Here is a 13,390-nt window from a genome sequence, read left to right as displayed (position 1 = left end):
GAGGGCGGGCGGATCGGCGGGCGGGGCGGGTGTGCGTGCGGTGTTCGGGTGGGCCCGACGGGTGGCGGCGGGCGCTCCGGCAAGTGGGGCGGATGGGCGCGTGCGCTGATCGAGGGGACTTGCGCGGGCCCCCGGAGCGGCACCGCCCGCCGGCCGGCCCCGTCCGGCACAGTTCCATGATTATGCGACTGTGCACGACCGTCTCCCTCTGCCTGGCAGCAGCAGCCGCCCTCTTCCCCGTGGCCACCCCGGCACAGGCCGCCCCCGCCCCCGGCTGTGCCACCGCCGACGGCCACCGTTTCCCCGTCACCACCCGCGTCCACGGCGGCCCTGACACCTACGAAGCGGGTGGCGGATACGGCACCTGGTACCTGGACCTCACCAACACCACGGCCCGGACCTGCGCGAACATCCACCCCGTCGTCGTGCTCGTCGACGACAAGCGCGCGCTGAGACCCGCGCAGACCCGCCTGGACTTCTACCAGGGCGGCCGCCCGAACCCCGTGCGGTTCGCGACCACCGACGAGGACGAGCTCGTCGGTGCCTTCGACGGCGGCCTGCCCGGCTTCACCGTCGGGCCCGGCCGGACGGTCACCGTGAAGGTCCGTCTCGCGTTCACCGCGGACGCCGCGCCCGACGAGGTCACCGCCGACGCGGCCGTGGTCCAGCGGCACAAGGACGACGGCGACTGGGTCGGCCAGTCCGGCGACTACCGCTTCCGCGTCGAGAGCGGCGCCACCCCGGCCCCGAGCGGCACCACCCCGAGCGGCACGGCCCCGAGCGGCACGGCCCCGAGCGGCACCGCCTCACCGGGCGTCGGCCCGGGCCTGCCGTTCGCCGACGAACTCGCCCGCACCGGGCTCGGCACCACGGGCGGGGCCCTCGCCGCCACCGCCGTCCTGCTCGTCGTCGCGGGCGCCGTGCTGGTGGCCGTCAAGCCGCGCAGGCGCCGCTGACCGGCCGGATCCGCCGACGCGGCACCGCAAGACCGGCCGGTGACGCGGCCGGATCCGCCGACGCGGCACCGCATTGCCGGCGGGTGACGGATCACTCGGACTCGACCGGGGTCGGCGCCGGGACCTTCTGGCTAGGCTGGGGGCGTCGGTACGCCGTGGTTCCGGCCCGCCCCGCCCTTTGGTCCGTACGCACGCAGGAGACGCACGCACATGGCAGACCGCAAGCCCATCGATTCATGGCTCACCGACATGGACGGGGTGCTGATCCACGAGGGCGTACCGATCCCCGGCGCCGACGCCTTCCTGAAGAAGCTGCGCGAGTCCGGCAGGCCCTTCCTCGTGCTCACCAACAACTCGATCTACACCCCGCGGGACCTGCACGCCCGGCTGCGGCGCATGGGGCTGGACGTGCCGGTCGAGTCCATCTGGACCTCGGCCCTGGCCACCGCCCAGTTCCTGGACGACCAGCGGCCCGGCGGCAGCGCCTACGTCATCGGCGAGGCGGGACTGACCACCGCGCTGCACGACATCGGCTACATCCTGACCGACCACGAGCCCGACTACGTCGTCCTCGGCGAGACCCGTACGTACTCCTTCGAGGCCATGACCAAGGCCGTACGGCTGATCAACGACGGCGCCCGCTTCATCTGCACCAACCCCGACGAGACCGGCCCCTCCACCGAGGGCCCGCTGCCCGCGACCGGTGCCGTCGCCGCGCTGATCACCAAGGCGACCGGCAAGAAGCCGTACTTCGCGGGCAAGCCCAACCCGCTCATGATGCGGACGGGGCTCAACGCCATCGGCGCGCACTCCGAGACCAGCGCGATGATCGGCGACCGCATGGACACCGACGTACTGGCCGGCATGGAGGCCGGGATGCAGACGTTCCTGGTGCTCACGGGGCTGACCCGGCCCGAGCAGGTCGAGGCGTTCCCGTACCGGCCGTCCAAGGTCGTCGACTCCATCGCGGACCTCGTCGACCGCGTCTGAAACCCGCCGGCACCCGAATGGAGCAGCGCGGGCCCCGCTGAGGATGCGGCGCCCGCGCCCGCGGGGGAGCCTCCTTCTGTCTGGAGGTTTCACGATGGGTTCACTGCGTCTCACTCTCTGTACCGGATTCCTGGCCGTTTGTGCCCTCACGCCGGGGACGGCGTACGCGGCGGACGGAGGAGGAACGGGCCTGACGGTGACCCCGGTGTCCCCCGCCGCGGGCGGCGAGGTGGCGCTCCGGGCGACCGGGTGCCCGCTGCGGACGGCCACCGCCGCGTCCACCGCCTTCGTCGCGGAGGCGCGGCTGACGGGCACCGGCGGCACCCTCACCGGGGACACCCTCGTCCGCTCCTCGGCCGGCCCGGGCTCCTACGACGTGCGGATCGCCTGCGGCGAGACCACGATCGAGGGCCGGATCACCGTCGTGGCGCCGTCCCGGCGGCGGAACGCGCCCTCTGCGGCGCCCGCCGGGCCCGCCGCCCCCGCCTCACCGGTCGCCCCCGTCGACGCCGGCGGCGGTGGTGCCGCGCACTTCGCCTCCGTGGACGTCCGCGGGGCCGGGCCCGGAACGGGACAGGCGATCACCGGACTGGTGCTCGCGGGTGCCGCCGCGGGCGCGGTGGGACTGCTGAGCGCGCGCCGGAGGCGCGGGACGGACTGAGCCGATGTCCTACCGCGGGCGTTCCCCGGGCTCCGCACGGCTCCTGAGCCTCGTGTCCTGGACGGTGCTGCTGTCCGGGCTGTGGCTGTGGGGCACATGGGCGACCGGCGTGGCGCGGGACGTGTCCGGGACCGCCACCGGTGCCCCGGCCGCGGGCGGCCGGCTGCCGCAGGCGCAACTCCCGCCCGCCGCCCGCCCGTTGAAGGACGCGCTGCCGCAGCGCATCGACATCCCCGCTCTGGGCCTGCGGGCGCCCGTGATCGCCCGCGGCCTGGACGCGCGCGGCGCCGTCGAGCCGCCGTCCTTCGCCCAGGCGGGCGCCGTCGGCTGGTACGCGGCCGGGACCAGGCCGGGCGCCGACGGCGCGGCGCTGATGGTGGGGCACCTCGACACCGCGACCCGGCCGGCCGTCTTCCACCGGCTGAGCTCCGTACGGCCCGGCCAGACCGTGCGCGTGCTGCGCGACGACGGCACGCTCGCCGAGTTCACCGTCGACGACGTCCAGGTCCAGGACCGCGACGGCTTCGACGCCGCGCGGGCCTACGGGCAGCACCACGCGGGACGCGCCGAGCTGCGGCTGGTCACCTGCGCGGGCACCTTCGACCGGACCCGCCGCACCTACACGGCGAACGTGATCGTCTCGGCCTACCTCACCGGGTCCGGCCGGTGAACCACCGCCCGGACCCCGGGCACCTGGCCCGGTCGGCGGCCTGCTCCCCCCGAGACCGCCGACCGGGCTGGTCCTCGACCGCGCGCGCACGGGCTGCGGGAGTAACCCGGCGTCCGGCGCGGGAGGTTCAAGGGGCACGGTGAAGCGCACGTACCGGGGGCTGGGGTCGTATGAGAAGACTCTAGAGCGGATGAGCGCCCGAGCCTAGGGGCTGAATGACGCCAGGTTCCGTTACGGTGGCTCTCCGTCATGCCCCCTGGTGACGGAAGCCCCCACGGCCGCCCCCACGGCCGCCCTCCGGGTGCCTGGCACGGGCGCCGCGGTCCGCCCCCGTCCGCGCTCCGTCCCCCCCTCCGCCCGCCGGTCACCGTCCCGGACGGCCGCCGGTCACCGTCCCCGGACCGCCGCAGGCCGGGGCCCGCCGCTGGGGCAGGAGCCGCCGAGCGGAGTCCGGCGAACGCGTCGTGGGCGCCGCGTACCGTATGCCAGGATTGGGGCTTGGACCGGTGCACCCAAGGGGGAGTTGGATGTACGGCATGAGGGGGGCCGGAGTGCGGACCTCCGCGGCGGTGCTGGGGGCGGCACTGCTCGTCGCGGGGTGTTCCTCCGGAGACGGCCCGGACGACGGCGCCGGCGCGAAGATCACCCAGCAGCCCAAGGAGAGCGACCCGTACTGGGTCAACCCGGACGGGAACGCGGCACGTCAGGTGACCGCCTACGAGAAGTCCGGCAAGGACGCCGACGCCGAGCAGATCCGCAAGATCGCCGAGCAGCCGACCGGCGAGTGGATCGGCCCGGAGAACCCCGAGCGGGAGGCCAAGGGCTTCACGGAGGCCGCCGACGAGGCCGGCCGCACCGCGCTCCTCGTCCTCTACAACATCCCGCACCGCGACTGCGGCCAGTACTCGCAGGGCGGCGCGGCCGACGGCGACGCCTACCGCGGCTGGATCGACGGTGTGGCGGCGGGCATCGGGGACCGCGCGGCCACGGTGATCCTCGAACCGGACGCCGTGCTGCACCTGGTGGACGGCTGCACCCCGGACCAGTTCCACGAGGAGCGCTACGACCTCCTCAAGGGCGCGATCACCGAGCTCAAGTCCCTGAAGCACACCCGGGTCTACCTGGACGCGGGCAACGCGGGCTGGGGCCACCCCGACCAGATCTTCCAGCCCCTGAAGCAGGCGGGCGTCGACCGGGCCGACGGCTTCGCGGTCAACGTCTCCAACTTCTACTCGACCGAGGACTCCATCGCCTACGGCAAGCAGCTGTCCGCGAAGGTGGGCGGCAAGCACTTCGTCATCGACACCAGCCGCAACGGCAACGGCCCGTACACGGGCGGCGATCCCGGCGAACGCTGGTGCAATCCGCCGGGCCGCGCCCTGGGCGACACCCCGACGACGAGGACGGCCGACCCCCTGGTGGACGCCTACCTGTGGGTCAAGCGCCCGGGGGAGTCGGACGGCACCTGCAAGGGCGGGCCCAAGGCGGGCCAGTGGTGGGCGAGTTACGCACTCGCCCTCGCCAAGGCCGGCAAGGCCGGCAAGCAGTAGCCGGTGGGTGCCGCGGCACCGGACAGGGCCTGGGACGGCCTGGGGAAGCCCTAGGGAAGTCCTAGGGCCTAGGGAACCCTGACCCACTGCGCCTTGCTCGGCGTCCCCTGGTCGTCGTCGGCGAACATCATGTACCAGCCCGACTGGACGAGGTTCCGGCTCTTGGGCACGGTCACCGTGATCCTGTCGCCGGAGGTGGTGAAGTCCAGCGCGATCGACCGCTGGTCGACGTCCGTGACGTGGGTCGACGCACTGGGCCGGATCAGCCGCACCTTCTTGATGGCCGAGGCCTGCGGTGAGGTGAACGTCCCCCTGGCGCCCCGGGCGATCGTCCGCGGGCCGCCCGACAGCGACGGCCTCGAGCCCCGGTAGAGGTAGGGCGGCGTGTAGATCTCGATCCGCTGCTCGAACTTGCCCGGCCTGGTGTTGGCCTTGTCCGCGTAGAGGGAGTCCGACCCGAAGAACATCACCCGCCCGTCGGGCAGCAGGATCGACCCGGAGTGGTAGTTGCGGCCCACCAGGGGATCCGCGACCCGCTCGAACCGGTTGGTGTCCGGGTGGTACAGCCGTGCCTGGTGGATGTTGGAGTCGCTGCGCCCGCGGTAGTCCTCGGAACCGCCGGAGATCAGCACCGAGTCGTCGGGCAGCACGGAGGACTGCGGGTAGCGCGTGCCCTTCTCGAGCACCGGCCCGTCCACGAACCTCGGGTTGTCGTCCTTCAGGTCGATCAGCCGGGTCCTGTTGCTGGACAGCCTGGACTCGCCGACCCCGCCGCCGCCGATCACCATGAACCTCTCGCTCTGCGCGGGCGGCAGCAGCACCGTGCCGGAGGTCTCCATCCGGTCGGCGTCGCTCAGCCCGGACAGCTTGGTGAACGTGTTGGTGCCGACGTCCCAGATGCCCGGGTCGCGGCCCACGTCGTCCGGCCCGTACCCCGCGTTCGACCCCGAGTAGAAGATCTTGCCGTTCCGCATCAGGAACAGCGCCGGGTAGGTCGGGAACTGGCGGATCTTCGAGGTGTACGTCCACTTCCCGGTCTTCGGGTCGAAGATCTCGTTCTTGCCCGGCACCAGCTGGCCGATGTCGTCCAGGCCGGAGACGCTGAGGATCCTGCCGTCGCCGAGGGTGGTGAGCGTCGGGTACCAGCGGGCCTCGTGCATCGGGTCGACCTTGATGTACTTCTCGGCGACCGGGTCGAACTCGAAGGCGTCCCTGATCCCCTGGAAGTCCTTCTTGTCGAGTGCGAGCTTCTGCGCGATGCCGTAGGTGTTGCGGGCCTCGGCGCCGGTCAGCCCCTGGATCCGGTAGTTGTCCTGGGTGCCGGTCTCGTACTCGGTGCCGCTCTTCCCCGCCTCGACGTAGATCCGGCCGAGCCCCGGGTCGTTGCGCAGGAACTCCCCGGTCGCCTTGTCGAAGACCTTCTTCGCGCGCGGCACGAGCACCGGGTCCTTCGAGACGAAGGTCTTGCCGTTCTCCCGGCCGGTGAACCTGGTGCCCGCGGGCAGCGTGACCGGCTTGTCCGGGTTCTCGTTGTGGACGACCATCAGGCCGCCGGCCTTGGTGACGTCACCCTTCAGCTTCTCGTACCGCTTGGTGCCGCCCGCGATCAGCAGATTGCCGTTCGACAGCTGGGTGTGCCCCGTGCAGAACAGGTCGGCGGGCGTCGGCACCTTCTTGACGGTGCCCTTGACCGGGTCCCAGATCCGGGTGTCGAACTTCTTCTTGTCGAAGTTGTCCTGGTTGTTGCCCGAGCCGGCGACCAGCAGCACCTTGCCGGTGCGCAGCAGCGCCGCGTGGATGGTGTCCTGCCGGTACTCCGGCGGGAACTCGACGATGTCCCAGTGGCCGTTGTCCGCTTTGTACTCGGGCTTGTTGATCTGGTACTCGTGGTATTTCTCGGTGCTGAAGCGGTAGAGCCACGGACCGTTCATCCCGGCCAGCGCGAGTACCACCGCCGTACCGATCGCGAGTCGACGGGCGCGGCGGCGGCCTGCACGGTCGTTCATTCCTTACGTCCCCCGAATCCACCCAGGGCGATCTGCATCGTCTGGTCGTCGTCCGCGCCCGTGCCGTCGTCCGGACCGGAGCTCGCACCCGCCCAGCTGGGCCGGTGTGCCGGGCCGTGCGGTGCGTGCGCCGTCTGCTGCCGGGCGGGCAGCGGCTGCGGCTGGTGGGCGGGCGCGTGCGCCGCCGGGCCCGGTTGCCCCGCCGGCGCCGGGACCGGCGCCGGGGCCTGCCGCTTCGCCTGCCGCAGCGAGTACTGCCAGGCGAAGATCGGCGACGCGGTGATCAGCAGGGCGAACGAGGCCCAGATGATCATGGCCGGGTGCGAGTGCCCGAGCGCGAGACCGGCGGCGATCGAGCCGCCGAAGACCAGGATGAAGAAGAGGTGGACCCGGAAGGTCCCCAGCAGCGTGTCCGGGCTCGCGGAGTCGCCCTTGGGGGTCACCACGAACCTGCTCTTGCGGCGCAGCACGGCGTCCATCAGCGAGCGGGCGTAGATCGGCGCCGACAGGGCCGACATCACCATGCCCGCGACACCGCCGGAGCCCTCCGGCTCGTGCGGGGAGACGTTGTGCCGGCGGTTCCAGACGTAGAGGCCGATCTGCAGCGCGGAGGCGTTGCCGTACAGCATCAGCCAGACCGTCGGGTCGATGTTCACACCCGAGGCGCCCAGGCCCAGGAAGAGCGCGCAACTGAGCGCCGCCAGGATCCAGTTGAGGGCCGACATCGGGTAGAAGATGATCATCATGGTGTAGTTGAAGAGCTTGCCCGGGGGCAGCGAGAACCAGCCCTTCCAGTACTGCTTCAGGATCGTCTCGTACGTCCCCCGCGACCAGCGCAGCTGCTGGGTGAAGAAGTCCGTCCAGGCGCCCGGGCCCTCACCGACGGCGAGCACGTCCGGCGTGTACACCGACCGCCACTTCCGGCCGGTGGCCGGGTTCCGGTGCCGGTGGATCTCGAAGCCGGTGGCCATGTCCTCGGTGATCGAGTCGTACAGGCCGCCGATCTGCTTGAGCGCCGTGATGCGTACGGCGTTCGACGTGCCGACGAACATCGGGGCGCCGTAGCGGTTGCCCGCCCGCTGGATCAGCGCGTGGAAGAGGAACTGCTGGGACTCGGCGGCCTTGGTGATGGGGTTGTCGTAGTTGCCGTAGACCTGCGGGCCGATGACGAAGCCGACGTCCGGGTCGCGGAAGAAGCCGAGCATCCGCTCCAGGTAGTTGGGCAGCGGCACGTGGTCGGTGTCGACGGAGGCGAAGAAGTCGTAGTCGTCGCCGTGCGCCTCGAGCCAGGCGTTGTAGTTGCCGTGCTTGGTTCTGGCCCGGTGCGGGCCCTTCTTCCGGTTCCACCGCTCGACCCCCTTGCGGGAGAAGTGGTGCACCCCGAGGCGCGCGCAGACCGCCTTCACCTCGGGGTCGTCGCCCTCGTCGAGCAGCCAGACGTGCAGCAGGCCCCGGTGGCGCAGCCGTACGGCCGCCTCCAGGGTCCTGGTGACCATCTCCAGGGGTTCCTTGCCGGGCACGTACGTCGTGATGAACGCCACTCTCGTGCCGGTCTCCGGGACCACCGGGACCGGGTCGCGGGCGACCAGCGTGGCGTGTGCGTTGGACAGCACGTTCATGCAGCGGAAGAACTCGATCAGGCCGATCGAGACGAGCATCACGACGTCGAGCACCGGCAGGAAGTCGAAGGCGGGGTAGTCGCGTTCGGTCCAGTGCTCCGGCTGCAGCAGCCAGGCGAGCAGGACCAGCGACAGCAGCGGCGCCGCGCCCAGCATCAGGGCGGCACGCAGGCGGTGCGGCTCCTGCGAGAGCAGCGAGCGGTACTGCACCTTGTACGGCTTGCCGGGATCCGGCTCGGTGAGGGGGCCGGCCAGCCTGCTGTAGTGCTCGTAGTCGTATCTCGGCAGATTCCTCTTGATCCTGCGGAACTGGCCGGTGGTGCTGTTCCGCAGCGAGTCCACTCTGAGCTGTGTAGTGTCTGACGGGTCGGAGTCCTGCCGGGCGCCCGTCGGCGTCGACGTCATGAGTCATCCCCCCACACGCAGGTCACCGCGTGTCGTGTCGGTTCCTTCCGCCCGTGGCCGAGCCCCCCTCGGCTCTTCACGGACGTATCAGCGGCGGGCGGCGGTCACCACACTCTCCACACCTATGGACATGGAACCGCGCCCTTCCGGTTGCATGATGCCCCCCTCGGCATCGGCTCGTGCGCGGAGCCCCTATCCCCGCAGAACCGGCAACCGCTTACTAGCCCCCCAACTGCCGCGTATCCGCAGCATCTTGGAGAACAGGGTTCTACAGCGCTCATCATGATCGCAAGATGCGAAACGCGGTGTTTACCGGTCATACGCGTTCATTGGTGTGCGAGTGGGGTCCTTGTGGATGCGTGGTGGAGAGCCCGGCCGCGCCGCGTCGGGGGCGTCCCGGAGGGAACACGAGGAAGGCCCCCCGCGTGAGCGGGAGGCCTTCCTGTCCGTGCGCCGCCAGGGACTCGAACCCCGGACCCGCTGATTAAGAGTCAGCTGCTCTAACCAACTGAGCTAGCGGCGCCGGCCGACCCCGTCACTCTACCGGACCGCCGGGGTGGTCCCGACCGCCGGGCCGCGGCGCGGTGCAGGCCGGGGAGGGGGCCGTACATCATTCGGACCGTCAACATGCGAGTCCGGGCGACCGTTGGCACAGTGATCACTGTGGACACGCGCGGTCTTTTCCATCGGGAGTGTGAGGGGAATCGCATGGCGGCTCCGGTGTTCGAGGAATTCGATCCGGCGAACGACTGCGACTGCCCCGGGTGCGCGCACTGGCGCCGCGTCCTGCCGTACTCGCGGACGGTGCGCCACCCGGCCGCCCTCCCGCACCCCTGGCTGCGCCCGGGCGGGGGGACCCGCGCGGCCGTGATCGTGGCGGCCGCGGCGTCCGGCGCGCTCGGCGCGGGGCAGGCGGCCCCGGCGCTCGCGGCCCCGCAGGCACCGCCCGCTCCCGGTGCCCCGGCGGAGGACGGGCCCCGGTCGCCGCAGGGCCACCAGGCCCCGCTGTACGGCCGCGGCGGGGAGACGGCCAGGCACGCCGAGGTGCGCAGGACGCCCGCGACGACCCGCGCGGAGATCATCAACCGGGCCAAGGCGTGGGTCGAGGCGCAGGTGCCGTACAGCATGACCGACTACTGGTCCGACGGTTACCGGCAGGACTGCTCGGGCTATGTCTCGATGGCCTGGGGCCTGCCCCGCAACGAATGGACCGGCAGCCTCGGCCAGTACGGCACGCAGGTCTCCAAGGAGGAACTGCAGCCCGGCGACATCCTGCTGTTCCACAACCCGCAGAACCCGGAGAAGGGCTCCCACGTCGTCATCTTCGGCGGCTGGACCGACTACACCCACAGCAGCTACATCGCCTACGAGCAGACGCCCCCGCACACCCGCAAGCAGGCCACCCCCTACGCCTACTGGACCAACTCCGACCGGTACGTCCCCTACCGGTACACCGGGCTCGCGCCCGACCCGGGGGAGGCGAAGCCGGGTGCGCCGGCCACCGTGGGCACCAGGACGCCCTACCCGGGAGCGGCCTACTTCGGTCCCGGCGCGAACAACAAGTACGTCACCCGGCTCGGCGAGATGCTCGTCGCGCGCGGCGCCGGGCGCTTCTACACCTCGGGCCCCGGACCGCGCTGGTCGGATGCGGACCGGCGGGCCACCGAGGCGTTCCAGCTGGCCCAGGGCTGGCAGGGGGTGGCGGCGGACGGGCTGCCGGGGCCCCGGACCTGGGAGCTGCTGACGTCCGGGACGGGCAGGCCGGTCCCGGCGGCCGGGAAGGCGGGCGGGAAGGCGGGCGGGCCTGCGCCCGCCACCGAGGAGGTGCCCGGCTACCCGGGGCGGGCGATGTTCCGGCCGGGGGCGGTCGGCGAACAGGTCACCAGGCTGGGGGAGCAACTGGTGAAGAAAGGGTTCGGCGCGTACTACACGACCGGGCCGGGGCCGCGCTGGGGCGAGGCGGACCGGCGCAATGTCGAGGCCTTCCAGCGCTCCCAGGGGTGGCGCGGCGGCGCGGCGGACGGCTTTCCGGGGCCGGAGACGTGGAGACGGCTGTTCTCCTGAGCGTTCCGGTCCCCCAAGGGGCCGTCCGCCGTGGACGGCTCTGTTCCACCCACCTGTTGTGACGCATCTGGCGCGGAGGCTGGAGGCACGCATGAGTACGACGACCACGTCACAGACGCCCGAATCCGAGGGTCCCGGCAGGCACGGGCGCCTCATCCAGAACGAGGCGACCACCGAGATCCCCGTCCATCTGCTCTTCCGGGACGAATCCGACCCGGTGTCCGTGCCGCTCAGACCGACGGTCGTCGGCCGCCGGCACGGCACCGGCGAGCAGCCGCGGCTGCGGCGCCCGTCGCCGGCGAAGCCGCGGTTCGTGCCGCAGGTCGACCCGGAGCTGGGGGAGCGGCCCGCACGGGTGCTGCCCGGCGCGGCGGGCCTGCTGGCCGGGGTCTGCGGGGCGGCCGGGTGCGTGGCCGCCTCGTGGTGGGCGGGGGTCCTGCCGCCGCTCGCGGTGGCGGCCCTGCGGCTGCCCGCGTACCCGGGGGCCGGGCTCGGCCCCCTGCAGTGGGCGGCCTACGCGGGCGCGGGCGCGCTCGGTGTCCTCGGGTTCGGCGGGCTGGCCCGGGGCCGGACCGGGCGGGCCTGGGTGCTCGGGCTGTTCGGCCGCTACCGGGGGACCGTCCGGCGCACCGGGCTGATGTGGGTCAACCCGCTGCTGCTGCGCCGCCGGGTCGACGTACGGCTGCGGCACTGGCGCAGCGAGCCGATGCCCGCGGTCGACGGCGACGGTGTCGCGCTGCGCGTGGTGGTGCTGGTGGTGTGGCGGGTGCGGGACACCGCGCGGGCGGTGCTGGGCATCGACGACCACGAGACCTATCTGCGCGAGTGCGTGGAGGCGGCCCTGGCCCGGGTGCCCGTGGAGGCGCCCGGCGGGACGCGGACCCAGGTGGAGGAGTCCCGGGCCGCGCTGACCCGGCTGACGGCGGCGGACGCGGCGCCGGTGGGGCTCGAGGTGTTCTCCGTGCAGCCGGTCCGGATCGAGTACGCCCCCGAGGTGGCCCCCGCGATGCACCGCCGCCGGGTCGCGGCGCTGGACGCGCGGCACCGGGCGAGCGTGCTCACCTCGGTGGTCGACTCGGTGGAGGACACGGTGACCCGGCTGACCGTGCGCGGCCTGGTGGACCTGGACGACTACGAACGCAAGGCCCTGGTCAGGGACTTGACGGTGGCGTTCTGCGCGGGGCGCGGCGAACGGGTGCCGTGACTGGTATGGACACGTTCAAGTAACGGCAATATTCTGACGCTTGGTCTAGACCTGCACGCCTCATGGAACTTCCCCCACGTTCTTCAGGAGCGGCAGCATGCGCAGAAAGACCAAGTGGTACGCCGCCGCGCTCGGGCTCACCACGGCAGGGGCCTTCGTGCTCTCCGTCGGCAGCGCGAGCGGCCACGGCTACACCGACCTCCCCGTCAGCAGGCAGAAGCTGTGCGCCAACGGCACGGTGACCAACTGCGGCGACATCCAGTACGAGCCGCAGAGCGTCGAGGGCCCCAAGGGCTTCCCGGCCGCCGGGCCCGCCGACGGCTCCATCTGCTCCGGCGGCAACGCCCGCTTCTCCCAGCTCGACAGCCCCAGGACACCGTCCGGCGGCGCCTGGCCCACCACCAGGGTGACGGGCGGTCAGCGGTACACCTTCCGCTGGCAGTTCACCGCCATGCACGCCACGACCGACTTCAAGTACTACGTCACCCGGCAGGGCTGGAACCAGAACCACGGCCTGGCCCGCTCGGACCTCAACACCACGCCGTTCCTGACGGTGCCCTACTACGGGCAGCGTCCCCCCTCCACCCTCTCCCACAGCGGCACCCTGCCGTCCGGGCTGAGCGGCCACCACATGATCGTCGCGGTATGGACGATCGCCGACACCGGCAACGCGTTCTACTCCTGCGCGGACGTCACGTTCTGAGCATCACTTGAGACAACCCGCCGGTCACCCCGGGTACCGTCCTTCCATGCCTACCGGCAGGTAGGGCGGTACCTGAGATCGGGGGATCCCATGGACGCGGTGTTCTTTCTCCTGCCCTGCCTGATCATGGCGGGCGCGCTGCTGATGGCGTACCGCGTGGTGCGCCGGTGGTGGCAGATCCGCGCCGCCTGGCGGAGCGGGCTCACGGCCCAGGGGCGCTGCCTGCGGACGTTCGCGACGGCGCACGGCGGCGGCAGTGACTCCCCGGTGAGCACCACGCTGCACCACGTCTACGAGTTCACGACCCACGACGGCCGCGAGATCCGCTTCGAGGAGGACAACGGTCCGGCGACCCGGCTGGAGGGCGACCTCGTCACCGTCCACTACACGGACGGCCCCGCGGTGGTCGCGACCGCCCACGACCCGGGACGGCGCCGGCGGGCGGCGGCCGGGGCCGGCTGTGTCCTCGTCCTCCTCGGGGTCGTGGTGGTGTTCTGCGTCGGCTTCATGGCCGTGTACACCGGGGTCTTCCTGGACAACGACCTGGCGGGGTTCTGACCCT

General features: G+C 72.1%; 11 protein-coding genes and 1 tRNA gene. 9 read left to right on the top strand and 3 right to left on the bottom strand.

Translation table 11 applies throughout. The features are described from left to right. Positions 1 to 176 precede the first annotated feature (176 nt). From ACJ9NR_RS15035 to ACJ9NR_RS15015, 5 genes are all read left to right on the top strand, one after another. Positions 177 to 956, top strand: a complete 780-nt coding sequence (locus ACJ9NR_RS15035) for a hypothetical protein (RefSeq protein ID WP_412488070.1) — start codon at positions 177 to 179, stop codon at positions 954 to 956. A gap of 210 nt (positions 957 to 1,166) precedes the next feature. Continuing rightward, positions 1,167 to 1,946 carry an HAD-IIA family hydrolase gene (locus ACJ9NR_RS15030; RefSeq protein WP_412488069.1) on the top strand — a complete coding sequence of 260 codons (780 nt, stop codon included), beginning with the start codon at positions 1,167 to 1,169 and terminating at the stop codon, positions 1,944 to 1,946. Between the two features lie 94 nt (positions 1,947 to 2,040). After that, positions 2,041 to 2,607: a hypothetical protein gene (locus ACJ9NR_RS15025; RefSeq protein ID WP_412488068.1), complete on the top strand. Its 567-nt coding sequence runs from the start codon at positions 2,041 to 2,043 to the stop codon at positions 2,605 to 2,607. 4 nt (positions 2,608 to 2,611) lie between these two features. Then, a complete protein-coding gene (locus ACJ9NR_RS15020; protein ID WP_412488067.1) occupies positions 2,612 to 3,277 on the top strand; it encodes a class F sortase in 666 nt (221 codons plus the stop codon). Positions 3,278 to 3,804: 527 nt separating this feature from the next. Beyond that, positions 3,805 to 4,827 carry a glycoside hydrolase family 6 protein gene (locus ACJ9NR_RS15015; protein ID WP_412488066.1) on the top strand — a complete coding sequence of 341 codons (1,023 nt, stop codon included), beginning with the start codon at positions 3,805 to 3,807 and terminating at the stop codon, positions 4,825 to 4,827. Positions 4,828 to 4,895: 68 nt separating this feature from the next. On the opposite strand, the gene glxA is transcribed toward ACJ9NR_RS15015, so the two are convergent. From glxA to ACJ9NR_RS15000, 3 genes are all read right to left on the bottom strand, one after another. Next, entirely contained in the window at positions 4,896 to 6,833 is a 1,938-nt protein-coding gene (gene glxA, locus ACJ9NR_RS15010; RefSeq protein WP_412488065.1) for a radical copper oxidase GlxA, read from the bottom strand. Then, positions 6,830 to 8,857 (bottom strand): glycosyltransferase family 2 protein, encoded by a 2,028-nt coding sequence (locus ACJ9NR_RS15005; protein WP_412488064.1) that lies wholly within the window; start codon positions 8,855 to 8,857, stop codon positions 6,830 to 6,832. Before ACJ9NR_RS15005 ends, glxA begins: the two co-directional genes overlap by 4 nt. 449 nt (positions 8,858 to 9,306) lie before the next feature. Then, positions 9,307 to 9,380 (bottom strand) — tRNA-Lys (locus tag ACJ9NR_RS15000). 185 nt (positions 9,381 to 9,565) lie between these two features. Here ACJ9NR_RS15000 and ACJ9NR_RS14995 point away from each other — a divergent pair. The 4 genes from ACJ9NR_RS14995 to ACJ9NR_RS14980 all read left to right on the top strand — a co-directional run bounded on the left by ACJ9NR_RS14995 (position 9,566) and on the right by ACJ9NR_RS14980 (position 13,386). Beyond that, positions 9,566 to 10,921, top strand: a complete 1,356-nt coding sequence (locus tag ACJ9NR_RS14995; protein WP_412488063.1) for a peptidoglycan-binding protein — start codon at positions 9,566 to 9,568, stop codon at positions 10,919 to 10,921. Between the two features lie 91 nt (positions 10,922 to 11,012). Continuing rightward, positions 11,013 to 12,125 (top strand): SPFH domain-containing protein, encoded by a 1,113-nt coding sequence (locus tag ACJ9NR_RS14990; RefSeq protein ID WP_412488062.1) that lies wholly within the window; start codon positions 11,013 to 11,015, stop codon positions 12,123 to 12,125. A 97-nt stretch (positions 12,126 to 12,222) separates the two neighbouring features. Continuing rightward, on the top strand, positions 12,223 to 12,828 hold the full coding sequence (locus ACJ9NR_RS14985; RefSeq protein WP_412488061.1) for a lytic polysaccharide monooxygenase auxiliary activity family 9 protein: 606 nt from the start codon (positions 12,223 to 12,225) through the stop codon (positions 12,826 to 12,828). A 90-nt stretch (positions 12,829 to 12,918) separates the two neighbouring features. Beyond that, the gene (locus tag ACJ9NR_RS14980) at positions 12,919 to 13,386 is read left to right on the top strand and encodes a DUF3592 domain-containing protein (RefSeq protein WP_412488060.1); all 468 of its coding nucleotides are present in this window, start codon (positions 12,919 to 12,921) and stop codon (positions 13,384 to 13,386) included. Positions 13,387 to 13,390: the final 4 nt, after the last annotated feature.

The organism is Streptomyces sediminimaris, from assembly GCF_047049295.1.
GTDB classification, from domain to species: Bacteria; Actinomycetota; Actinomycetes; order Streptomycetales; family Streptomycetaceae; genus Streptomyces; species Streptomyces sediminimaris.
This window is presented reverse-complemented; position numbering and strand designations above follow the sequence as displayed.

Excerpts from the sequence above, each read along its gene's own strand:
- ACJ9NR_RS15005 (WP_412488064.1), bottom strand. The coding sequence starts at position 8,857 with ATGACGTCGACGCCGACGGGCGCCCGGCAGGACTCCGACCCGTCAGAC.
- ACJ9NR_RS15015 (WP_412488066.1), top strand. The coding sequence starts at position 3,805 with ATGTACGGCATGAGGGGGGCCGGAGTGCGGACCTCCGCGGCGGTGCTG.
- ACJ9NR_RS14990 (WP_412488062.1), top strand. The coding sequence starts at position 11,013 with ATGAGTACGACGACCACGTCACAGACGCCCGAATCCGAGGGTCCCGGC.
- ACJ9NR_RS15035 (WP_412488070.1), top strand. The coding sequence starts at position 177 with ATGATTATGCGACTGTGCACGACCGTCTCCCTCTGCCTGGCAGCAGCA.
- ACJ9NR_RS14995 (WP_412488063.1), top strand. The coding sequence starts at position 9,566 with ATGGCGGCTCCGGTGTTCGAGGAATTCGATCCGGCGAACGACTGCGAC.
- glxA (WP_412488065.1), bottom strand. The coding sequence starts at position 6,833 with ATGAACGACCGTGCAGGCCGCCGCCGCGCCCGTCGACTCGCGATCGGT.
- ACJ9NR_RS15020 (WP_412488067.1), top strand. The coding sequence starts at position 2,612 with ATGTCCTACCGCGGGCGTTCCCCGGGCTCCGCACGGCTCCTGAGCCTC.
- ACJ9NR_RS15030 (WP_412488069.1), top strand. The coding sequence starts at position 1,167 with ATGGCAGACCGCAAGCCCATCGATTCATGGCTCACCGACATGGACGGG.
- ACJ9NR_RS14980 (WP_412488060.1), top strand. The coding sequence starts at position 12,919 with ATGGACGCGGTGTTCTTTCTCCTGCCCTGCCTGATCATGGCGGGCGCG.
- ACJ9NR_RS15025 (WP_412488068.1), top strand. The coding sequence starts at position 2,041 with ATGGGTTCACTGCGTCTCACTCTCTGTACCGGATTCCTGGCCGTTTGT.
- ACJ9NR_RS14985 (WP_412488061.1), top strand. The coding sequence starts at position 12,223 with ATGCGCAGAAAGACCAAGTGGTACGCCGCCGCGCTCGGGCTCACCACG.